Origin of the sequence: Bradyrhizobium sp. (genome assembly GCF_035701725.1) — a bacterium.
In the GTDB taxonomy this organism is placed as follows: Bacteria; Pseudomonadota; Alphaproteobacteria; order Rhizobiales; family Xanthobacteraceae; genus Bradyrhizobium.
In genome coordinates this window covers 1-20,601 of sequence record NZ_DASSRP010000403.1, presented here as the reverse complement: position 1 = coordinate 20,601, position 20,601 = coordinate 1, and the positions used below count along the sequence as shown (strand labels likewise).

General features: G+C 63.2%; 20 protein-coding genes and 1 pseudogene. 14 read left to right on the top strand and 7 right to left on the bottom strand.

Annotated features, from left to right (window positions below; all coding sequences use genetic code 11):
* Positions 1 to 180 (top strand): annotated as a pseudogene (locus tag VFL62_RS24535) (MCE family protein); the annotation flags it as partial.
* Between the two features lie 242 nt (positions 181 to 422).
* Here VFL62_RS24535 and VFL62_RS24530 read toward each other — a convergent pair.
* The gene (locus tag VFL62_RS24530; RefSeq protein WP_325174981.1) at positions 423 to 5,366 is read right to left on the bottom strand and encodes a methyl-accepting chemotaxis protein; all 4,944 of its coding nucleotides are present in this window, start codon (positions 5,364 to 5,366) and stop codon (positions 423 to 425) included.
* 432 nt (positions 5,367 to 5,798) lie between these two features.
* Between VFL62_RS24530 and VFL62_RS24525 the strand changes: the two genes are divergently transcribed.
* Together VFL62_RS24525 and VFL62_RS24520 are read left to right on the top strand one after the other, a co-directional pair.
* Entirely contained in the window at positions 5,799 to 6,176 is a 378-nt protein-coding gene (locus tag VFL62_RS24525; protein WP_325174980.1) for an Hpt domain-containing protein, read from the top strand.
* A gap of 113 nt (positions 6,177 to 6,289) precedes the next feature.
* The gene (locus VFL62_RS24520; protein WP_325174979.1) at positions 6,290 to 6,610 is read left to right on the top strand and encodes a 2Fe-2S iron-sulfur cluster-binding protein; all 321 of its coding nucleotides are present in this window, start codon (positions 6,290 to 6,292) and stop codon (positions 6,608 to 6,610) included.
* A gap of 25 nt (positions 6,611 to 6,635) precedes the next feature.
* Here VFL62_RS24520 and VFL62_RS24515 read toward each other — a convergent pair whose 3' ends face one another.
* Positions 6,636 to 7,130 carry a lipocalin-like domain-containing protein gene (locus tag VFL62_RS24515; RefSeq protein ID WP_325174978.1) on the bottom strand — a complete coding sequence of 165 codons (495 nt, stop codon included), beginning with the start codon at positions 7,128 to 7,130 and terminating at the stop codon, positions 6,636 to 6,638.
* 35 nt (positions 7,131 to 7,165) lie between these two features.
* The gene (locus VFL62_RS24510; RefSeq protein ID WP_325174977.1) at positions 7,166 to 7,630 is read right to left on the bottom strand and encodes a thioesterase family protein; all 465 of its coding nucleotides are present in this window, start codon (positions 7,628 to 7,630) and stop codon (positions 7,166 to 7,168) included.
* A gap of 128 nt (positions 7,631 to 7,758) precedes the next feature.
* On the opposite strand from VFL62_RS24510, the gene VFL62_RS24505 reads away from it, so the two are divergent.
* A complete protein-coding gene (locus VFL62_RS24505) occupies positions 7,759 to 8,787 on the top strand; it encodes an NAD(P)/FAD-dependent oxidoreductase (protein ID WP_325174976.1) in 1,029 nt (342 codons plus the stop codon).
* A gap of 169 nt (positions 8,788 to 8,956) precedes the next feature.
* Entirely contained in the window at positions 8,957 to 9,532 is a 576-nt protein-coding gene (locus VFL62_RS24500) for a DUF2147 domain-containing protein (RefSeq protein ID WP_414644838.1), read from the top strand.
* 25 nt (positions 9,533 to 9,557) lie between these two features.
* Here the strand turns inward: VFL62_RS24500 and VFL62_RS24495 are convergent, their stop codons facing one another.
* Positions 9,558 to 10,652, bottom strand: a complete 1,095-nt coding sequence (locus tag VFL62_RS24495) for a YbhN family protein (RefSeq protein ID WP_325174974.1) — start codon at positions 10,650 to 10,652, stop codon at positions 9,558 to 9,560.
* 364 nt (positions 10,653 to 11,016) lie between these two features.
* On the opposite strand from VFL62_RS24495, the gene VFL62_RS24490 reads away from it, so the two are divergent.
* The 3 genes from VFL62_RS24490 (at position 11,017) to VFL62_RS24480 (ending at position 14,256) form a co-directional block, all read left to right on the top strand.
* On the top strand, positions 11,017 to 11,523 hold the full coding sequence (locus VFL62_RS24490) for a ferritin-like domain-containing protein (protein WP_325174973.1): 507 nt from the start codon (positions 11,017 to 11,019) through the stop codon (positions 11,521 to 11,523).
* Positions 11,524 to 11,721: 198 nt separating this feature from the next.
* A complete protein-coding gene (locus VFL62_RS24485) occupies positions 11,722 to 12,675 on the top strand; it encodes an acyl-CoA desaturase (RefSeq protein WP_325174972.1) in 954 nt (317 codons plus the stop codon).
* A gap of 126 nt (positions 12,676 to 12,801) precedes the next feature.
* Positions 12,802 to 14,256: an MFS transporter gene (locus VFL62_RS24480; RefSeq protein WP_414644839.1), complete on the top strand. Its 1,455-nt coding sequence runs from the start codon at positions 12,802 to 12,804 to the stop codon at positions 14,254 to 14,256.
* A 2-nt stretch (positions 14,257 to 14,258) separates the two neighbouring features.
* On the opposite strand, the gene VFL62_RS24475 is transcribed toward VFL62_RS24480, so the two are convergent.
* On the bottom strand, positions 14,259 to 14,693 hold the full coding sequence (locus VFL62_RS24475) for a hypothetical protein (RefSeq protein ID WP_325174971.1): 435 nt from the start codon (positions 14,691 to 14,693) through the stop codon (positions 14,259 to 14,261).
* A gap of 254 nt (positions 14,694 to 14,947) precedes the next feature.
* Between VFL62_RS24475 and VFL62_RS24470 the strand changes: the two genes are divergently transcribed.
* From VFL62_RS24470 to VFL62_RS24460, 3 genes are all read left to right on the top strand, one after another.
* Positions 14,948 to 15,382: a DUF1772 domain-containing protein gene (locus tag VFL62_RS24470; protein ID WP_325174970.1), complete on the top strand. Its 435-nt coding sequence runs from the start codon at positions 14,948 to 14,950 to the stop codon at positions 15,380 to 15,382.
* 7 nt (positions 15,383 to 15,389) lie between these two features.
* Positions 15,390 to 15,965, top strand: coding sequence for a hypothetical protein (locus VFL62_RS24465; protein WP_325174969.1), 576 nt, complete (start codon positions 15,390 to 15,392; stop codon positions 15,963 to 15,965).
* 210 nt (positions 15,966 to 16,175) lie between these two features.
* Positions 16,176 to 16,400 carry a DUF1127 domain-containing protein gene (locus VFL62_RS24460; protein ID WP_325174968.1) on the top strand — a complete coding sequence of 75 codons (225 nt, stop codon included), beginning with the start codon at positions 16,176 to 16,178 and terminating at the stop codon, positions 16,398 to 16,400.
* A gap of 49 nt (positions 16,401 to 16,449) precedes the next feature.
* Here the strand turns inward: VFL62_RS24460 and VFL62_RS24455 are convergent, their stop codons facing one another.
* Together VFL62_RS24455 and VFL62_RS24450 are read right to left on the bottom strand one after the other, a co-directional pair.
* On the bottom strand, positions 16,450 to 16,875 hold the full coding sequence (locus VFL62_RS24455; RefSeq protein WP_325174967.1) for a universal stress protein: 426 nt from the start codon (positions 16,873 to 16,875) through the stop codon (positions 16,450 to 16,452).
* Positions 16,876 to 17,281: 406 nt separating this feature from the next.
* The gene (locus VFL62_RS24450) at positions 17,282 to 17,815 is read right to left on the bottom strand and encodes a SixA phosphatase family protein (protein ID WP_325174966.1); all 534 of its coding nucleotides are present in this window, start codon (positions 17,813 to 17,815) and stop codon (positions 17,282 to 17,284) included.
* Between the two features lie 104 nt (positions 17,816 to 17,919).
* Between VFL62_RS24450 and VFL62_RS24445 the strand changes: the two genes are divergently transcribed.
* The 3 genes from VFL62_RS24445 to VFL62_RS24435 all read left to right on the top strand — a co-directional run.
* Positions 17,920 to 19,374 carry an FAD-binding oxidoreductase gene (locus tag VFL62_RS24445; RefSeq protein ID WP_325174965.1) on the top strand — a complete coding sequence of 485 codons (1,455 nt, stop codon included), beginning with the start codon at positions 17,920 to 17,922 and terminating at the stop codon, positions 19,372 to 19,374.
* Positions 19,375 to 19,479: 105 nt separating this feature from the next.
* Positions 19,480 to 19,983: a peptide-methionine (R)-S-oxide reductase MsrB gene (gene msrB, locus VFL62_RS24440; RefSeq protein WP_325174964.1), complete on the top strand. Its 504-nt coding sequence runs from the start codon at positions 19,480 to 19,482 to the stop codon at positions 19,981 to 19,983.
* A gap of 210 nt (positions 19,984 to 20,193) precedes the next feature.
* On the top strand, positions 20,194 to 20,601 hold a 408-nt coding region (locus VFL62_RS24435; RefSeq protein ID WP_325174963.1), incomplete at its 3' end, for a flagellar hook basal-body protein.

Genomic DNA, 20,601 nt, shown 5'->3' with positions numbered 1-20,601 from the left:
GACAAGCGTTCCGGCGCGCTGATGGCGGACGGACGGCGCACGCTCGGCGATATCAGCCGCGCGGTGAACAATCTCGACCGCAACCCGACGCGGCTAGTGTTCGGCGCCAGCAGTTCGACATCGCCGGCTGCCGCTTCGGCCTCGACGCCGACCCCGCCGCCGGCGCAGGGGCGGCGGTAGACACGAGCGACATGGAGAATAGTGAGTAGCGAGTAGCATCGATCGCCCGAAATCTCGCCAGGGGAAACAAAAAACGGAGGCCTTGAGGCCTCCGTTTTTGTTTTGCTCGTTGTCATGTCCCGCGCATGCGGGGCATCCAGTACGCCGCGGCTTCTCAGATCAAAACCGGGGTCTCTGGAATACTGGATCATCCGCTTTCGCGGACGATGACAGCAGGGTTCGCCACTCACGATTCCCGGCTATTACCCCAGCCGTCCCGCCGCATGCGCGAGCAGGGTGTAGACGAGGCCGGTCTCCGAGGTGAGGTGACCGCGCAGCGCCTGCGGGCCGCGATCCTCGCGGGCGACCTCATCGAGCAGCCGCTCGAACTCGGCGATATAGCGGTCGACCGTCTGCTTGAAGTTGCGGTCGCTGCGATATTTGCGGGCGACTTCGTCGAACGCCTTCTGGCCTGCCGGCGTATAGAGCCGCTTCGAGAATGCCTTGCTCTCGCCGCGCTGATAACGGTCCCACATTTCGGCGGCGAGGTTGCGGTCCATCAGCCGGCCGATGTCGAGCGAAAGCGACTCGAGCGGATTGCCGCCTGCGCCCTGCTGCGGTCGGCCGCGTTGCGCGGGCGGCGGTGCGCCGGCGCCGTCGGTGCGGCTGAGCAGGTCGGACAGCCATCCATCCTGGCCCTGGCTTGCAGCGGTGGGTACCACCGGCGGCGCTTCGGTGCGCCGTGCGGGCGGCGGCCCTCCCAGGTCGGGCGGCGGCAGGTTCGAGGCGCTGCCACGCTGCGGCGCCCGCGGCACCTCGGTGCGTCCGCCGACCGCGGCCAGCGCCGGTTCTTCCTCGCGATAGGTCGAGGCGCTGGTGCGGCCGGTCGAGACCACATCGAGGCCACGGCCGTGATGGGCGACGATCCGGTTGAGCTCGGCCAATGCCTCGATCTGATCGACGATCACCTTGCGCATCTGGGCGGTGGAGTCGGCCGCCTCCTGCGGCATTTCCAGAACGCCGCGACGTAGCTCGTTGCGGGTCGCCTCAAGCTCGCGCTGCATTTCGCCCGCCATCTGCTTCATGCTCGCGACCATGTTGGCGAACTTCTCGGCGGACTGCTTGAACATCGCATCCGCTTCTTCGGTGCTCTGCTGATAGATCTCTGCCATCGCATCCGCGGTCTGGCGGCGCTCTTCCTCGGCCGCGGCGCGCACGGCTTCGAACTGCCGGGTAATCGCCGCCGATCCGGCGCCGGCGGTCTCGGCCACCACGCGCGCGATATCGCGGGCGCGTTCTTCCGCGGCGGCGAGCGATTCATCGAGCAGGCTGGTGAAGCGCGACAGCCGCTGATCGAGATCGGCGGTGCGCAGATCGATGGTGGTCACCAGCGATTCCAGCGTCGACTTGCGTTCGGCGAGCGAGGTCGTGGTGGCGCGGTTGCTCTGTTCGACGACGGCGGCGGCCTCGACCAGGGCCTTGCCGTGGGTCTCGAACTGGCTGGACAGCGCGTTGAGGTCCTCCAGCGCGCGGGCGGTCTTGGTGTTGAAGACGCTCAACTGATCTTCCAGCGTCTGGGTAGCGGCGCCGTTGCGCGTGGTGACGTCGTTCATGGCCGAGACGAAATCGGCGACACGGGTGACGAGCGCCCGCTCGAGCGAGTTGAGATTGTCGTGGGCGCCGGTCAAGACTTCCTGCAGCAGGATATTGCCCTCGCGCAGCCGCTCGAACAAAGCCACGGTGTCGGTGCGCAGGATCTTGCTGGTCTCCTGCATCTCGGTGACCGCGGCGATCGAGACCTGGCGCGACTGATCGATCGCATTGCGCGACGACAGTTCGAGATCCTTCAGCGACTTGTTGACCGAAGAGGTGGCGAGTTCGCCGGCCGAGGTGATGTTGCGCGCCACTTCGGTGCTGTTGCCGAGCATGGCCTGCGAGAAGCCCTGGGCACGGGTCTCGATCGCGCGCAAGGCTTCCGCCGTGACGCGGTCGACCTCGACCGTGAGCTGGGTGGTTTTGCTGCCGATCGCTTCGACCAGCGCGCCGCGCTTGCCGTCGATGGCTTGCGACAGACGGTCGGTCTGCTGCTGCACATAGGACACGATCTCGTCGGTCTTGCCGGTCATGGCAGTGCCGAACGAGGCGGAGGCGGCGAGCACCGAGCGCTCGACTTCCGCCGAGGTCGATTTGATCTTCGAGGCGGCTTCGTTGGAGGCGGCGACGACGGCCTGCTGCGCGGCCTGCGCGGTGCCGGTGATCCGGTCGGTTGTGTTGGTCGTGACCGTGGCGAGCGAGCGCTCGAGCTCGGTCGAGATCGCGCGGATCTGGCTCGCCGAATCTGCCGAGGTCGCGGTGAGGGAAGCCTGGACCTCGCGGGCGCTGTTGAGGATCGAGGCTGCGGTGTCGGCACCGACAGCGGTCAGGGTGCGCTCGACATCGGCCGCGAGCGTCTTGACGTGATCGGCGGCCTCGGACGAGGCGCCGACCAGCGTGGTCTGGGCCTCGCGGGCGCTGGCCAGGATCGAGGCCGCGGTTGCACTGCCGGCGGCCGACAGCGAGCGTTCGATGTCGCTGGCCAGCGATTTGACCTGGGTCGCGGCATCGCTGGATGCGGTGACAAGGGTGGTCTGCGCCTCGCGGGCGCCGGCAACCACCGCATTGGCGGTCGCCGAGCTGGCTGCCGACAGCGAGCGCTCGACATCGGCGGCGAGCGCCTTGACCTGGTTGGCTGCATCGGACGAGGCGGAGACCAGCGTGGTCTGCGCGTCGCGTGCGCTGGTGACGATCGAATTGGCGGCGCTGCCGCCGACCGCGGTCAGAGCCCGTTCCACCTCCGAGGAGGTCAGCTTCAATTGAGCGCCGACTTCCGAGGAAACGCCGAGCAGGGCCTGCTGCGCCGTGCGCGCGCTGGTCTGGATGGTCTCGCTGGTGTTGACGACGAGATTGGCGAGCGAGCGTTCGGCGTCCTCGACGTGGGACTTGATGCCCATCGACAACTGCTCGGCGCGGGCGACCAGGCCTTCGCTGGCCTGCCGTCCGCTGCTCTCGATGCGGCCGGCGACCGCCTCGATCCGCGAATCCAGCAGTTCCTCGAACTGTGCCACCCGCGCGCCGATGTCCTCGGCGACGGCGCCGATGCGCGTCTCGATGCCCTGATGAATTTCCTGGAAACGCGCCGTGATGGTCTCAGTGAGCTGGCTGCTGCGGCCGTCGATGGTCTCATGCGCGCTGGCAATGCGCTGGTCGATCGCGGCGATAGCCTGCGCCGAACCGTCGGTCAGGGAGGCGGTGAGGGTGCCGAGCCGGCCGTCGATGGTTTCGGTCACCGACTGGGCGCGGGTATCGAAGGTCTCCTCCAGCGACTTCAGGCGGCCATTGATCGCCTCGTCGAACGATTTGATCTTGCTCTCGATCGAGGCGTCGAGATGTTCGACGCGGCCGTGCAGCGTGGTCTCGAACTGTTGCAGGCGCTGGTCGAGCGAAGCGGTGATCTCGCCGCCATTCGAGGTCAGGCGGGTATCGAAATTGTCGACATAGGTCTTGAGGGTATCGGCAATTTCGCCGGTGCGCTGGCCCATCCGCTCGACGATCTCGCCGCCAAAGGTTTTGACGGTGCGGTCGAATTCGGAGATGTGGCGGGTGATCAGCGCCCCGAGCGTGCCGGAGTCGCGGGCGAATCTTTCGGCCAGTTCGGAGCCCTGGTTCTTCACCAGCTCGTCGAACGAGCTCATCTGCAGCGAAAGCGCATCGTGCGCGCTTTCGGTCTGGCTGATGACCTTGGCCACCAACGAATTCACGGTGACGTCGAGCGAGTCGCTCGCCTTTTCGCCGGAGGACAGAATTTTCGAGGCGAGGCGGTTGCCGGATTCGTCGATCTTGTTGACCAGATCGCCCGAGCGCAGCTCGAGCTCCAGAAGCAGGGAGTCGCTCGAATTCTTCAGCGAGTCGTGCACCTGTTCGGTGCGGTCGGAAATGCCGTCGACGATGGTGGCGGAGCGCTGCTCGAAATCGGCGGTGACGCGATCGAGGCGCTCGTTGAGCATGTCGTGGACGCGGTCGGCGAGTTCGACGAACTCGTCGTGAACGTGGCCGGTCTTGAAGTTGAGGCTGGTGGTCAGCCGCTCCGATGCATCGAGCACTGCGCGCGTGGTCTCGGCGCTGGCCTCCTCGAGGCGATCGAGCAGGTCGCCGCCGCGTTCGCCGAGCGCCAGGATCATGTTGTCGCCGGCATTGGCGAGCGCGCTCGTGATGTGCGCGCCGCGCTCTTCCAGCGCGCCGGTGATGCTCTTTGCGACCTCGTCGACGCGGGAGGCGATGGCGTCGGAAATCAGCGCGATATCGTGGCGCAGATCGATCTGCACGCCCGAAATGGCGCTGCGTACCTGCTCGGCCTGGCCGACCAGGTTGTCGCGCTGATGGGCGATGTCCTGGAGCAAAGCGCGAATGCGAACCTCGTTGTCGCTGTAGGCGCGCTCGAGCGCCGCGACTTCGTTCGCCACCAGCGTCTCGAGCTCGCCGGCGCGGGCGATCGCCCGTTCGATGCCGTCGCCCATCGCCGCGACCTCGCGGCGGATCGCCTGACCGACGGTCACCATGGAGTCGCTGGCCGCGGTCTCCGGATCGGAGAAACGGATCGCCACCTGCGCCATCGACTGCGCGATGGTGTGCAATTGCTGGCTGCGCGAGGACAGGTTCGCCATGAAGAAGAACATCAAAGCCGGCGCGGCGAGTAGCGCAATCAGCGCCGCCAATGCCAGCACGCCGCCCGCACCTTGTCCCATCGCTGCGGTGATCGAGGACCAGAAGCCAACGGTGAGCAGCGCGCCGGCGATAAGCCACAACACGCTGGCAAGGATCGCGATCGTGTAGGCGTTGCGTCCTGCGCGGCCTTTCTGCAGTGCCTGCAACGCCAGACCGATGGCCTCGCGGTCGTCGTTGGCGGCGCGGCGCGTGATGCGCGTTTCTTCGACCGGGTTGAAGCTCGGCCGCTCATTGTTCGGCCGCGGATCGAAGGAGGGCTCGCTGAAGGGTTCGTTGTAAGAGGGGGCAGCCGCGGTAATTTCGGGCGCGCTGTCGTTGCGGACCGAACCGCGGGTGTCGGCGCGGCTATCGGTGCTTGCCGAATTGTCGGCGATGTTAAGAGCTTCCTGAATGGCAGAGAGTGCGACTTCCGTCGGGTCTTTGACCTTTTTGGGGGTGTTCGCCATGTTCAGTCCGAGCCCTCGTTACTTTTACTTACGCGATGTCCGGCAACGGTCCTGCGATCGCCCTCGCAAGTCCAAGGCCGGAAATCGTGATCCAATTGCTGCGCCCCAGCCGCTCGAAAAGAGGTCGGCCTGTCCCGCGCAAGTCCGGCGAACATCCTATTGGTTAGGGGTCACAATTGAAATGGTGCGATTAATACAATCTTAATCATCGTTAATAGCCTCGCGCCGTAAGGCCTTACAAAGCTTCGAAATTCCGATCCCCAAGGTTAATTGCGGCGACACTTCGCTGAAAACAAGGCGAAGGTGCGGCGCAAGATTGCCTGTTGGAACCGTTGTCCACAGCAGGCCAACCATCCATTAACCAATTCCATGGTTCGCTCCATCGGAGCCTTGGCGAACAGACGGCAAGGCGAGGAATGATTCGGACGTCCCATGTCGCTTCATCTGGACCGGATTGAATGGATGCCATCGCCCCCGCTCGCTCCCGATGATGGCCCGATCGATATCGCCCACTTGCGGCGGATGACGCTTGGCGATGCGGCGCTCGAGCGCGAAGTGTTGACGATGTTTGCGGCTCAGGCTTCGCGCCTGGCGAGCGAACTTGCGGCGCTTCCGCCGGATGCCTCGGCCTTGGCGCACACGCTGAAGGGGTCGGCGCGCGCGGTCGGCGCGTTTGCGCTCGGCGATGCCGCCGCCCATGTCGAGAGCCTGATCAGGTCGGGCGGCAATCCGGCGGACGCCTTAAGCGAACTCGATGACGCCGTCAGCGACGCCAAAAGCGCGATTGCCGCGGTTCTGCGCCAAGCCTGACGAAACGGCCGTTTTGCTCCACTAGCGTTGATCGGATCGACCCGTTATAGGTCTGCTAGTGGAGTGGATTTGACATTCGCTCCCCATACCCTTTTCCGGCAGTACGAGCGAACATGGCCAAGATCCACTTTGTCGACCATTCCGGCGAAACCCGTACCATTGACGCTGAAAACGGCGCCACCGTCATGGAAGTGGCGATCCGCAATGCGATCCCGGGCATCGAGGCGGAATGCGGCGGCGCCTGCGCCTGCGCAACCTGCCACGTTTATGTCGATGAAGCCTGGCGCGAGAAGGTCGGTCCGCCATCGCCGATGGAAGAGGACATGCTGGACTTCGGTTTCGACGTGCGGCCGAACTCGCGGCTGTCCTGCCAGATCAAGGTTTCGGACGAACTCGATGGCCTCGTGGTCTCGACGCCGGAACGGCAGGCCTGATCAGGCCTGCCTTCGCAAGCGGCCCTCATTTCAAGCGTTCGAACACCAGCGTCGAAACGATCTGCTTGTTGAGAAACGGGCTCATGAAAGCCTGCGTCCTGACCGTCAGGCGATCGTCCTTGAGATCGAAAAAGCGCACTTGATTGGTGCCGTTCCACGCCTGGTTCCAGGCCACTTCGACCTTATTGGTGAGCTTGTCGCCCTCGACGCTGTAGCTGCCGGCGTAGGCGACCATCGTGCGGTAGAGTTCGGTGGCTTCGGCATCGGTGGCCTTCGGGGCCGCCGGAGCCTTTCGGGTCGGGTCCACGAAGATGACCGCGACACGCTTGTCGGCGGTGAAGGTGATGAAACCAAGTGGATGTTCGCCGAAGACGTTGTGCACGACCTTGCTTTCGGTTTCCTCCTCGATCCAGCTTTGCAGGCGCCAGGTGCCGACGATGTCGGCGGCACGCGCGCTCGTGGTGGCGAGGCCGAGGGCAAATGCAAGAACCGAAAGCACCAATCCGAATTTCATCTTCATCGTTGCAATTCCTTATCGATAAAAAATCTTGAACATCAATTTGAACGCGCCAGCTCCGTGCCGCGGCGAAGCCAGGGTTGGAATTTCGCGAGGATCTCCGGCGTCAGCGGCGTCGGCTTGCGCGTCATCCGATCGATTAACACGGTCACCGATTGCGCGGAAGCCACGCAGCGCCCGTTCGAGAACACCACCTGATCGAAGGTCACGGAGGTCCGGCCGAATTTCGCAACCCCGAGCCCCATCTCGATCGTGCCCGGCCAGTGCAATTCGGCGCGGAAATGGATGTCGAGGCGGACCATGATCCAGGTCAGGCCTTCCGGCAGTTGCCAATAGCTCTGATCCTTCATCAGCGTGACGCGGCCGGTCTCGAAATAGGTCGAATAGACCGCGTTGTTGACGTGACCATTGGGATCGAGATCGGCGAAGCGCACGTTGTCGGTCAGGCGATAGGGGAAATCTTCCAGGCGTGGGCTCTGATCAGGCGGGACGGCGGTATTCACAGCAGAAAATTCTCCGGGACCGCGTTCTTACAGCGCAGTTACCGAGTGCCGGCAAGGGGTTGTCGCGAGGTCCGCAACCCGTATTATGGCGCTCCTTCCGCCGTCCTGTTCAACCGAAAAGAAGCGACATGAGCGAAACCATCAAGACCGACGTGCTGATCATTGGCGCGGGCCCGTGCGGGCTGTTTTCCGTTTTCGAACTCGGCCTTTTGGATATGAAGGCTCACCTCGTCGACATCCTGGACAAGGTCGGCGGCCAGTGCGCCGAACTCTATCCGGAAAAGCCGATCTACGACATTCCGGGCATTCCCTTGGTGACCGGCCAGGGCCTGACCGATGCGCTGATGGAGCAGATCAAGCCGTTCAACCCGACCTTTCATCTCGGCGAGATGGTCGAGAAGATCGAAAAGATCGGCGATCCGGCGTTTCGCGTCACGACCGACGCCGGCAAGGAGTTCGAATGCAAGGTGGTGGTGATTTCGGCCGGCGGCGGCTCGTTCCAGCCGAAGCGTCCGCCGGTGCCGGGCATCGAGGCCTATGAAGGCACCTCGGTGTTCTACGCCGTGCGCAAGATGGAGCAATTCCGCGGCAAGGACATCCTCATCGTCGGCGGCGGCGATTCCGCGCTCGACTGGACGCTCAACCTGCACCCGATTGCGAAAAGCGTCACGCTGCTTCACCGCCGCGATGATTTCCGCGCCGCGCCTCACAGCGTCGAGCAGATGCGCGCGCTGGTAGCGGCCGGAAAGCTTGTCCTGAAGATCGGTCAGGTCACGGCGCTGGAGGGCGAGGGCGGACAGCTCGCCGGCGCTCACATCAAGGGCAACGACAACGCAATGTCGAAGGTCGCCTGCGACACCATGCTGCCGTTCTTCGGGCTGACCATGAAGCTCGGGCCGGTCGCCAACTGGGGCATTGCGCTGGAGAACAATCTCATCCCGGTCGAGACCTCGGCCTTCGAGACCAGCGTTCCCGGGATCTTCGCGATCGGCGACATCAACACGTATCCGGGCAAGCTCAAGCTCATTCTCTGCGGCTTCCACGAGGGCTCGCTGATGGCGCAGAAGGCGCACCGCTACGTCTATCCGGACAAGCGGCTGGTGTTTCAGTACACCACCTCATCGACCAGCCTGCAGAAGAAGCTCGGCGTCAGTTGACGCGCCAAGCGGGCGACGAAAAGGGCCGCTATTTCAATGCGTCATCGGCGCTTCGCCAAAGTGACGCGTGAAGGTGCGACGTTAGGGCCCACGGCTTCGGCGCTGGCTGCATCTGGCAAATAGCCATAATCTCCGGCGCGAATACGAGGCCCAAACCGATCAGGAGACGATGATGGCGGGTTCCAGATGGCGGGGGTGGCTTTGGATCGCGGGCGGCTGCGCCGTCGCGCTTGCGACCGCTGTTTCCGCGCGCGCAGCCGAGCCGACCGCGGCCGGCCTCTGGCAGAAGATCGAGGACGGCAAGCCGGTGGTCTGGGTGCTCGTGGTCGATCACCACGACGGCACATTTGAGGGCGCGATCGCCAAGACGTTTCCGAAACCCGGTACGCCGCCGCATCTGACCTGCTCGAAATGTACCGACGACCGCAAGGATGCGCCGGTGCTCGGCATTTCCTTCATCCGCGACATGAAGCGTAACGGCCTCGAATACGAGGGCGGCAACATCCTCGATCCGCGGGACGGGCAGGTCTGGAAGGCAAAGATGACCCTGAGCGCCGACGGGCAGCAGCTCACGCTGCGCGGCTACGTGATGACGCCGCTGCTCGGCAAGGACGAGTATTGGCAGCGTTTGCCGGATTCCGAACTGGCCACGCTCGACCCGACCGTGATCGCCAAATATTTGCCCGCGCAGGCCGTCGCGACCAAGCAGTCGGCCGGCAAGAAATCGCCGCAGCCCAAGCAATAAGGCTCAGGACAAGATCCGAACAGGCCTAGCGGCGCGAGCCCGCGCGCTGGCGGAACGGCACCGTCGTCGCCTTCACCTCGACGACTTCAGCCGTCTCGTCGTTGATTGCGCTACAGGCTTCGGCCTGCTTGCGCCGCAGCTGCCAGGGTTTCACCACGTTGAGCCAGAGTTCGCGCGTGCCCATGATCGAGATCGCGATCCCGAAGGGGATCATGAAGTACAGGATGCGGAACACCACCAGCGTCGCCAGCAACTGCTCCTTGCCGAATTGCGGAAGCGCCACCAGCATGGCGGCGTCGAACACGCCGATCGATCCCGGCGCATGGCTGGCAAAGCCGAGCAGCGTGGCCAGGATGAACACCACCGCCAGCGACATGAAGTCGATGCCCGGCTCGGCCGGCATCAAAAGGTACATCGCCAGGGCGCAGAAACCGAGGTCGACCACCCCGATCAGGATTTGCACCAGTGTCAACGGCGCCGAGGGCAGGCGGACCTTCCAGCCGTTTTGTCCGAGCTCGCGCCGTTCCGGGCCAAGGCTGAGCCAAACGAAATAGGAGGCAATCGCGGCCAGCACGCCGAGGGCGATCAGGCGGTTGATCGCAGGCGGCAACTGATCCATCGCGGAGGCGGCCGCGGGGTGCCAGGCCATGCCGATGCCGAGCACGAAGGTGTTGCCGAGCCAGAACGTCAGGCCGGACAGAAAGCAGATCTTGGCGACGTCGACCGCGCTCAACCCGTAGTCCGAATAGATCCGGAAACGAATGGCCCCGCCGGTAAAGACCGTGGCGCCGATATTGTGGCCGATCGAATAGCTGGTGAAGGAAGACAGTGCCGCAATGCGATAGGGCACCTGTTTTTTGCCGATCGTGCGCAGCGCAAAGAAATCATAAAAGGTCAGGGTGCAGAACGCGCAGACCACGCACAGCCCGGCAAGCACGATATGATGGGGCTGGATATTGGTCAGCGCCACCAGCATGACGCCGGTGTCGATGCCCTTGAGGGTGTGAACGAGGGTCCTGATCGCAAGGGCGATGATGACGAGGCTGGCGGCAATTCCGACCCGTTTCCAGCCTATCCGTTCCTTAAAGCCGCGCCCAAGCGCGGCTAGTAGCCGAACCATTCGTCCTCCCGGCAGGGCCGCAACGGCGTTGCCGGCCTTTTCAAAACGATCAGGTCCATTTGGTACCGATCGTCCTCGGAAACGAGACCCTTACGGCAAAAACCTTGGTTTGTGCAGTCCTTGACAAAGCGACCGACTGTCGCGCATTCGCCGCAGTCAACCCCCGACAAGCTTGCGCGATCCCCAAAATCGCGCCGGAATGATCTCCGTAAATCTCCGGATGTTCCCGGCATCATGTTTTGTCTCTGGCAGGAACATCGGCCGCTTCGATCGGTTAGCGCCGTATCTGAAAAATCGAACATATCGGCGAGGCGGGGTCGGACGAGGGCGCCGATGTGTTCCTCCAGCGACAAGGATTGGAACAATGGGACTGTTTACCCGCGACATCAAAACCATGAACGATCTGTTCGTCCATCAACTTCAGGATATCTACTATGCCGAGAAGCAACTGGTGAAGGCGCTGCCGAAGATGGCCGAGAAGGCCACCGACAAGCAGCTCAAGGATGGCTTCCTGACCCATCTTGAAGAGACCAAGACCCATGTGCAGCGTCTCGAGGAAGTGTTCCGGATGCACGGGGCGGAGGTGCAGGCCGTGGATTGTCCGGCCATCGACGGTATCATCGAAGAGGCCGAGGACGTGGCCGGCGAAGTCGCCGACAAATCGGTGATGGATGCGGCGCTGATCAATGCGGGGCAGGCCGCCGAACATTACGAGATCGCGCGCTATGGCAGTCTGATCGCCTGGGCGCGGCAACTCGGCCGCAACGATTGCGCCAGCATTCTTCAGAAAACGCTGGATGAAGAGAAGGTCACCGACAAGAAGTTGACCTCGCTGGCCGAAGGCAAGGTGAATATGCGCGCGGCGAGCTGATCGGCTTGACGTGAGACGGAAAGCCGCGGGCCAAGCCTGCGGCTTTTCGTTTCTGCCCCGGCCGCTGTCGTCACCGTCCGGTTCCAGGCAGCGGTAGAATCATCCTGCAACTCTTGGGCAAAAAATTTCCACAGCTTCGGCCTCGCGAAGCGCCGGCAATTATGCAAGAAACACTCCCGGACTTTCGGGGCGAGGCACTTGGAAAAACCATTCGATACCGGCGTGAGTACCGCTGCGAGCTGCGCGGCCCAACGGGTGCCGGCGCTGCCGCTTCCGCTCGGGGCCAGCGAGCGGCGGATCAATTGGCGATATGTGGCTGCTGTCGGCACCTATCACGCCCTGGCGCTGCTGGCGTTCGTTCCATGGTTCTACTCGACGACAGGTGCCGTGCTCGCGTTCGTCGGCGTTTATGTCTACGGCGCATGCGGGATGAACCTGTGCTATCATCGACTGCTCACCCATCGCAGTTTCAAATGCCCGCTCTGGCTCGAGCACGCCTTCGCGCTGCTTGCGGTCTGGTGCGTGGAGGACACCCCGGCGCGCTGGGTGGCCACCCATCGCCTGCACCATCACCGTTCCGATGAACGTCCCGATCCGCACAGCCCGCTGGTCAATTTCTTCTGGTCGCATATGGGCTGGCTGTTTCTGGAAAACACCGATCTCAGCCGGCAAAGCGCTTACGATCGCTACGCGCGCGATATTCTGCGCGACGGCTTCTACCGTTTCATCGAGCGTCATGTGGTGTGGGTCACGCTTGCGCAGTCGGTGATCTATTATGGCGCCGGTTTGCTGATCGGGCTCGCGCTCGGCGATAGCCTCTCGACGGCGGCGCAGTTCGGCGCCAGCGTCTGGCTGTGGGGCGTGGTCGTGCGCACGGTGATCGTCTGGCACATCACCTGGACGGTGAATTCGCTGGCGCATGTGTTCGGCTACCAGAATTACGACACGCGTGATCAGAGCCGCAATAACTGGCTGGTGGCGATCCTGGCGAGCGGCGAGGGCTGGCACAACAATCACCATGCCGAGCCGGCTTGCGCCTGCAATCAGAGGCTCTGGTGGGAGATCGATCTGACATATCTCCTGCTGCGCCTGTTCGTGCTGGTCGGCCTTGCCTGGGACGTGCAAATGCCGACGCGCCGCCCCGGCGCCTGAGCACTTCGCCGGCAACTTCCTCCCGGCTTGCGAGCATAGTTCGACATCAATCGAAATCTTGCGGTGAACCGAGCCGCTATCTTGGCGTTGGGCCGGCGACAACGGAGATAGCCCATGCCAACAGCAATGCCAAAATCGCGGCCGGTTCCGCATTGGCGGCAAGATGATGGATCTCGCGTAGCGTCACCGGAACAATTCTCTGCACCGCCGGCGGAACAACCGCCGCAGCGAAGTCTGTCGGCGGCGCTGACGCTGTTTGCGATGAGTCTCGGCTATGGCGTGGTCCAACTCGACGTCACCATCGTCAACACCGCGCTCGACCGTATAGGCACCTCGCTCGGCGGTGGCGTGTCCGAACTGCAATGGGTCGTGAACGCTTACACGATTGCCTTTGCCGCCTTCATCCTGACGTCAGGCGCGCTCGGTGATCGCATCGGCGCCAAACGCGTCTTCATGGCCGGCTTTGCGATCTTCACGTTGGCTTCGCTCGCCTGTGCGCTTGCACCGAATGCGACGGTGTTGATTGCATCCCGCGCCGTGCAGGGATTGGGGGCTGCCGTTCTCGTCCCGAACTCGCTGGCGCTGCTCAATCACGCTTACCCCGACGAGCGGGCGCGAGGACGCGCGGTCGGCACCTGGGCCGCCGGCGCCAGTCTGGCGCTGACAGCCGGACCGCTCGCGGGCGGCGCATTGATCGCGCTGGTCGGCTGGCGCTCGATCTTTCTGGTCAACCTGCCGATCGGCATTGCCGGACTTTGGCTGAGCTGGCGCTACGCCAGCGAGACCACGCGCAATCGCGAGCGCGAGGTGGATTTGCCGGGCCAGATGCTGGCGATCACAGCACTCGGATGTCTCGCCGGCACGATCATCGAAGGCGGCGCGCTCGGTTTGCGCAACGCATGGGTGATCGCGGCCCTTGCAGGCGCGGTGCTGCTTGCCATCCTGTTTATCGTTCAGGAGGCGCGCTCGCCGCATCCGATGCTGCCGCTGTCGCTGTTCTCCCATCGTCTGTTTGCGTTGACCTCGTTGGTCGGCCTGCTCGTCAACATCGCCTTCTACGGATTGATTTTCGTCTTCAGCCTTTACTTCCAGCGCATCAACGGGCTGTCGCCACTACAAACAGGGCTCGCTTTCGTTCCGATGATGGGGATCGTGTTGCCGGCCAATCTGATCGCTGCGCGGATCAGCGAGCGCATCGGCGCGCCGGCCGCGATTGCGCTCGGCGGTGCATTATCGGCGCTCGGATGCCTGTTGCTGCTTCCGCTTCAGCCCGGCACGCCGTACGTCGAAACGCTCGTGCAGCTCATGATCATCGGGGCAGGTTTGGGCCTGTTGGTGCCGCCTTTGACCGCCACGCTGCTCGGCAGTGTCGACAAGTCGCGCTCGGGCATCGCGGCCGGCGTTCTCAATGCGACGCGGCAGACCGGCAGCGTGCTCGGCGTTGCGCTGTTCGGTGCGCTGGTCGGCCAGCATGAGACGTTCATGCGCGGGACGCATCTTGCATTGGCGATTTCGGTGGCGCTGCTGTTGATTGCGGGTGCCGTGATCTGGCAGGGCGCTGAACGGCGTGCCGTCCGCTGATCTCATGCCCTGCGCAGCGCGAAGTGGGCGCCGCAGAATGCCATCAGCGCACCAAGCGCAAGGGCGGCGAGAGCGGCGAGGAACCCGGCGACCGTCGGCATCGAACTCGGCCCTGAGGCGACCTGTCCCGCGCCGGCCAGCAGCAACACGCCGACCGCAACCAGGAACTGCCGCATCCGCATCGGGATCTGTCCCGATGCGGCGCTGTGCATCAGCGTCGCGGTGAAGTAGCCGCCGCAAAAACCGACGGTTGCGATCAGCCACCATGCCAGCGCGCTCCCTGCCGGCATGAACACGCTGGCATCCGATCGCCACAGGCCGCCGAGATCGAGCCCGAACCTCGCCCCGAGCATGTGCACGGCGAGCGCAAGCAGCACGCCGGAGATCGCCGCGGCGGCGAGGATCAGGCGGCTGGGAAAGGCATTGGTCTCAGGCATGTCCAGGTAGCGAATGTCAAATCCACGGCGCTAGTGTTTCCGAAGTTCGTAGCTTTTTCGGAGCCACGTTTCGAACTTCGGAATCGAAAGGACACTAGCTAATTTATTGATCTAGTGTGGCTTTGGCTCAGATGTCCGCATGACGGATTCGCGGCAGCAATGATGCGGACTTCTGAGTCGCCGCACTCGTTGTAGAATAGCGGCAGTGATCGGTGCAAGCATTTGTGTTTGCGTCAGTCAAAGGAGGAACTGCCATGGCATTCGGCCTTCTTGCGCTGATTGCGTCGGCGATGTTTGCGGGCGCGGCGTTCTATGTGAACTTTGCCGAGCAACCTGCGCGCCTGCTGCTCGACGACCGCGCGCTGCTCACCGAATGGAAGCCGGCATACCAGCGCGGTGCGCTGATGCAGGCACCGCTCGCCCTGATCGGCTTCGTGCTCGGCATGCTGGCATGGCGTGAGGTGACCCATGTCGGTTTTCTGATCGGCGCGCTCTTGATCGTTGCGCCATGGCCCTGGACGCTGGTTGTGATCAAGCCGACCAACGATACTCTGCTGGCGACCGATCTCGACGAGGCAGGGTCGGGGTCGCGCGCGCTCATCGTCAGATGGGGCGCGATCCATGCGGTGCGCACCGTGCTCGGCGCCCTGGCAACCGCGGCCTTCTTCTGGGCTGCCCTGCCGAGATAGCGCCAGCATGTCGTCCAGTTCGTCCGGTCTTCGTTACGCCTATAAAGCCTCGCTGATCGGCTCGGCGCATCAATTCGAGTTGACGGAGCAGGGTCTGTCGTGGCGCATCGCCGGCCGCACAGGAGTTTGGCGCTATGAGGATATTGCGTTCGTCCGTCTGTCGTATCGGCCGGTCTCGATGCAGGCGCGACGGTTTCGCGCCGATATCGGCAACGCCGATGGCGGCCGGCTTTCGATTCTCTCAACCAGCTGGCAGACCGCCGCGCTGATGGCGCCGCAGGACAAGGACTACCGCGACTTCATCATCGAGTTGCACGCGCGGATGGCCAAAGCGGGAAGCCGGGCAACGCTGACCGGCGGTCTTCGTCCAGGGCTCTATGCGGCGGCGATCGGGTGCGTGGTGCTGGTGGCGATCGCGATGGGCGCTCTGGTGGTGCGCTCGGTCGCATCGCGCGAATGGGCGGGCGCATTGTTTCTCGCCGGCTTCGCCGCCTTGTTTGCCTGGCAGGTGGGCGGCTTTGTCACGCGCAACAGGCCGCTCGTTTATCGCTTCGAGGAAGTGCCGAAGGCCTTGCTGCCCTGAGCGTCGAGAACGCGCATTTGCTTTCGGAGATTATTGCTCCGAGAGCAATGTTTCGCTTGAACCGAGACATTTACGAGATCATTTAGGAATCATCAAACAGTGATGCACCGAGGACCGCTTGCGTGGCCCGAGGGTGAAGGATCAGGCGCGCGGTCACCGCTTCGCGCCGAGGGCGGCGCTTTGCCGCGCGGCTGGCAACGGAAAGGAATGATGGCCGTGATTTCTACTTATGTCCGGTCCGGCTCGGCAGGCGAATGGGGCCGGCGGCTTTCTGCCTGGATCGAAGGCGCGATGACTTATTGGGCGCGCCGCGAAACCATCAAGATGTTACGCGAGCTCGACGATCATCAGCTCCGTGATATCGGGCTGCCGCGTCATCAGATCGAATCGACGGTGAAGCGCCGCAAGGATTATCGCGCGGCCTCGCGCCGGTAAGGTGCGCGATTCTGCTCGTACCAGCTGCCTGGTGCCTGGTGAATAAGCTTTAGTGCCGCACCACGAGCACCGAGCACTTAGCATAGCGCACGACATGGCCGGCGTTGGAGCCAAGGAAATAGGTTCGCATCGCAGGCCGGTGCGACGTCATGACGATGAGGTCAGCCTTGATTGCGGCGGCCTCCTCGAGGATCTCGTGGTAGATGCCGCCTTGCCGCACGGTGGTCGAGATGCGGGACGGATCGAGGCCGGATTCGCGCGCAATGATCGCGAGCGCTTCTTCCGATGTCTGGCGCTGCTGGACATCGAAATCGGCCGGAACGTATTCGGCCAGCATCACCGGCGTCATCGGCAACACGTTGAGGAGCCTGATCTTGCCGTTGGAGTTTTGCGAGAGGGTGATTGCGGTGGCGAGCGCGGGCCGCGCAAGATCGGTGTCGGCCAAATCAAGCGGCACGAGAATGGACCTGAACATCTATGCCCTCCTGTAAGATGCCGGTTCCGACGTAGCTTAGCACAGATTGGCGAAGGTCCCGGAAGAGCGACCTTAGTCGCGCTAGTGGTCCGATTCCAACATTCGCATCCCGTCTCAGCGGTCCCCTTTTGCGAATGCTAGAATCAGGGGGGACCACTGGTGTCCCGAATCCGAAGTTCGCACACACTTGCGGCCCTTTTTTGCGAACGTCGGATTCAAAGGGACGCCAGAAAGCTATGAACCAGTGTGGTTTAGGTTCAGCGTTCTCTTGACGAACTCGCGGCAGAACCGAAGAGAATTTCTGAACCACCACACTGGCAAATACAGGTTTTTAGTGGAGTTTTGGATTTGACATTCGCTTGGCGAACTCGCGGCTAGATCGGCAGCGAATGTCAAAGCCACTCCACTAGGCCTGTTTCAATAATTTGGGGGTGACGAACAGCTCCAGCCGCCCGTGCTTGATCCGCACGTCGGTCCAGTCGTCGATGTCGAAATCGATGATCGCAAGGCCCGCGGTCGGCAGGTTGTCGGCCAGTGCATCGCAAGCTGCAGCATCGCCGCTCCCTGCGAGCGCGATGGCAACCTCATGCATTCCAGGATTGTGTCCGACCAGCATCAGCCGATGCGGGTCGGCCACCGAGGCGTTACGGATGGTTTCGAGAAGCTGGGGCACGTCCGCGCCATAAAGTTCCGGCATCAGTTCGACTTCCGGCGCCGGCACGAACTCCTTCATCGCCTCCCAGGCGATCTCCCAGGTTTGCAGCGCTCTCACCGCGTGTGACACCAGCACAAGGCTTGGAAAAGGCGGATTCCGGCCAATGAATGCACCAATCTCGGCCGCATCGTGGCGGCCGCGGTTATCGAGCCGGCGGTCCTGATCGCGTCCGCTCGGCGCGTCATGTTCGGTCTTGGCATGCCGAAACAGCATCAAACGGCGCATGGGGCATTCCGATTCGATTCAAAATCGACCACGATTAAATACAGAGTAGAGCTCAGGGCAAGACAACCGCTAGTACCACGGGTCCTAATTTCGTAAGAAACGGCATGAACGAGATACTCGCAGATCCCGACGGCGGAATGAATGGCAGCCGCGCGCGGCTGACATTCGACCTGGATGCCGACATCTGCGTGGTCGGAGCCGGACTTGCCGGCCTCACGGTTGCGCTGGAAGCGGCACGCCTCGGCGCCAGCGTCGTCGTGCTCGAAGGACGCAATGTCGGTTGGGGAGCTTCCGGCGGCTTGCTCGGCACGGTGATACCGGGCTTTGGCCTGGCGCTCAAGGATCTGATCGCGCGCGTCGGGCTGGAGGACGCCAAAGAGCTCTGGAACTTGTCGAAAGAGGGCGCCGAATATGTTCGCGCCCAGGCCACCGAGCAATTGATGCCGGGGATTGCGATCACTGAGGGCGCGCTCGAAGTCTCCAACGTCGATGCAGGCGATCGCCTGATCAGCGAATTACAGATGCTCGGCGAAGATTTCGAGACCGAGGTCGAGGGCTGGCAAATCGATCAGGTCCGCGCCCGGCTCAAGACCGATCGCTATTTTCATGGCATCTATTTTCCGAAGGCATTCCAGATCGACGGCCGCAAATACGTGCATGGGCTTGCGACATTGGCGGTGCGGGCGGGGGCGCGGATTTTCGAGGACACGCCGGTCGTCGGCATCGATGCATCCGGAATTCGCAAGCGCATCGTGACCCCGTCGGCGCGGCTGCGCGCCTCCCACATCGTGCTGGCCGGCAACGTTCACCTCGGGGCGCCGTCGCGGCGTCTGTCGGAAACGCTGCTGCCGGTCTGGCGCTATGCCGGCATCACCGAACCGCTCGGCGATCGCCTTGCCGATGCGATCGCGTTCAAGGGATCGGTGCTCGACACCGATGGGGTGGATCAATTCCGCATCGTCGATGACGGCCGTTTGATGTGGGCGAGCCCGGAGACCACATGGGATGCCCGCCCGCAGCGTTTTGCGTCCCATATCGCGCGGCGCATCAACACGATTTTTCCGCAACTTGGGCGCGTGCAAATTGAAGATGTATGGGGCGGTGCGACCGGCCAGACCGTGCACGGCATGCCGCAGGTCGGACAGTTGCGCCGCGGACTTTGGGTCGCGAGCGGATTTGGCCGGCAAGGTCTGGCGACGAGTGCGATGGCCGGTCAATTGATCGCGCGCAGCATTCTCTGGGGCGACGAGCGCTGGCGGCTGTTTTCGCCGTTCGAACTGGTGTGGGCAGGCGGGGTGACCGGGCGCATCGCCGGCCACATGATCGGCCTGTGGGGACGCGCAAGCTCTGCGGCGGCCGGAGCGCTCGCGCGCTATCGCGTGCGGCTGCGCGAGCAGGAGCGGATTCGCGAGGCGCGGCTTGCCGAAGCCAATCGGCTGGCCGGGGTGAGACCGGCGCCGCGACCGCGCTCCGGCGAGCCCAACCCGCAGCCCCAGCGCCATCGTCCGGCCGAACAGCCTGAGGTGGTTGCGGGAGGGCCGGGCGAGCGCGGCTCTTAAAAACACACCCTCTCGCGGAAACGTGAGAAATTCTCTCACCAATCGATGTAACTTTGCGCTTCAGCGACCGTATCTCGAACAAGCCTGTTTTGACGGAGATATCAGATGATCGATCGCCGTATTCTGCTTGCTTCCACCGCCGGTCTGCTCGGCTTTGCCGGCTTGCGCTGGCTGCGCGGCGAACCTGCACTGGCTGCCGCCGAGAAGTTCGAAGTCGAGAAGACCGATGCGGAATGGCGCGCCCAGCTCACGCCGCAGCAATACGATATTCTGCGCAAGGAGGGCACCGAGCGGCCGTGGACGAGCCCGCTGCTCAAGGAGCACCGCAAGGGCACCTTTGCCTGCGCGGGCTGCGACCTGCCGCTGTTTTCGTCCGACACCAAATTCGAAAGCGGCACCGGCTGGCCGAGTTTCTATCAGCCGCTTGAAAACGCCGTCGGCACCCGCGAGGACCGTTCCTTCGGCTGGCGGCGGACCGAAGTTCATTGCCGCCGCTGCGGCGGCCATCTCGGCCACGTGTTCGACGATGGTCCGAAGCCGACCGGACTGCGTTACTGTATGGATGGATACGCTCTGAATTTCCACCCTGCGGCGGCGACGGCGAGCTGAACTTCGTTCTGTTATTCGGAACTTTGCTCCCGGCAATTGTTGCCCGCCCGGCAATTGTGCCCCGGTCCTTCTGGCCGGGGCTTTTTGTTTAACTCATTGAAATAGCTCGAATCCTTTGTTTGGCACGGCGATTGCGATGTCTCCCCCGAAATGGCCATGCGCGGGCAAACCGCCCGCGAGCGCCCTGGGATCGAATGTGGAGACAAAGTTATGGGTATCTTCGACGCGCTTAATACGTCCGTGGGCGGTCTTCAGGCCCAATCTTTCGCGTTGCAGAACATATCCGGCAACATCGCGAACGCCTCCACCATCGGCTACAAGGGCATCAATACCAGCTTCGAAGATCTGATCCCGGAATCGCTGACGGTCGACAAGCAAGTCGCGGGCGGCGTCACCGCGCACGCGCAGCAGACCATCACCACCCAGGGCACCGTCTCGAATTCGACCGTCGCAACCAACATTGCGATCAACGGCGACGGCTTCTTCAACGTGCAGAAGCCCACCGGCATCACCGACAACGTTCCGACCTTCAACGGGGTCACCGACTATACGCGCGCCGGCGATTTCCAGGTCAACGCCAACGGCTTTCTCGTCAACAGCGCCGGCTACTACCTGATG

Coding starts and splice junctions, on each gene's coding strand:
- VFL62_RS24530 (WP_325174981.1), bottom strand. CDS start 5,366: ATGGCGAACACCCCCAAAAAGGTCAAAGACCCGACGGAAGTCGCACTC.
- VFL62_RS24525 (WP_325174980.1), top strand. CDS start 5,799: ATGTCGCTTCATCTGGACCGGATTGAATGGATGCCATCGCCCCCGCTC.
- VFL62_RS24520 (WP_325174979.1), top strand. CDS start 6,290: ATGGCCAAGATCCACTTTGTCGACCATTCCGGCGAAACCCGTACCATT.
- VFL62_RS24515 (WP_325174978.1), bottom strand. CDS start 7,130: ATGAAGATGAAATTCGGATTGGTGCTTTCGGTTCTTGCATTTGCCCTC.
- VFL62_RS24505 (WP_325174976.1), top strand. CDS start 7,759: ATGAGCGAAACCATCAAGACCGACGTGCTGATCATTGGCGCGGGCCCG.
- VFL62_RS24500 (WP_414644838.1), top strand. CDS start 8,957: ATGATGGCGGGTTCCAGATGGCGGGGGTGGCTTTGGATCGCGGGCGGC.
- VFL62_RS24495 (WP_325174974.1), bottom strand. CDS start 10,652: ATGGTTCGGCTACTAGCCGCGCTTGGGCGCGGCTTTAAGGAACGGATA.
- VFL62_RS24490 (WP_325174973.1), top strand. CDS start 11,017: ATGGGACTGTTTACCCGCGACATCAAAACCATGAACGATCTGTTCGTC.
- VFL62_RS24480 (WP_414644839.1), top strand. CDS start 12,802: ATGCCAAAATCGCGGCCGGTTCCGCATTGGCGGCAAGATGATGGATCT.
- VFL62_RS24475 (WP_325174971.1), bottom strand. CDS start 14,693: ATGCCTGAGACCAATGCCTTTCCCAGCCGCCTGATCCTCGCCGCCGCG.
- VFL62_RS24470 (WP_325174970.1), top strand. CDS start 14,948: ATGGCATTCGGCCTTCTTGCGCTGATTGCGTCGGCGATGTTTGCGGGC.
- VFL62_RS24465 (WP_325174969.1), top strand. CDS start 15,390: ATGTCGTCCAGTTCGTCCGGTCTTCGTTACGCCTATAAAGCCTCGCTG.
- VFL62_RS24460 (WP_325174968.1), top strand. CDS start 16,176: ATGGCCGTGATTTCTACTTATGTCCGGTCCGGCTCGGCAGGCGAATGG.
- VFL62_RS24455 (WP_325174967.1), bottom strand. CDS start 16,875: ATGTTCAGGTCCATTCTCGTGCCGCTTGATTTGGCCGACACCGATCTT.
- VFL62_RS24450 (WP_325174966.1), bottom strand. CDS start 17,815: ATGCGCCGTTTGATGCTGTTTCGGCATGCCAAGACCGAACATGACGCG.
- VFL62_RS24445 (WP_325174965.1), top strand. CDS start 17,920: ATGAACGAGATACTCGCAGATCCCGACGGCGGAATGAATGGCAGCCGC.
- msrB (WP_325174964.1), top strand. CDS start 19,480: ATGATCGATCGCCGTATTCTGCTTGCTTCCACCGCCGGTCTGCTCGGC.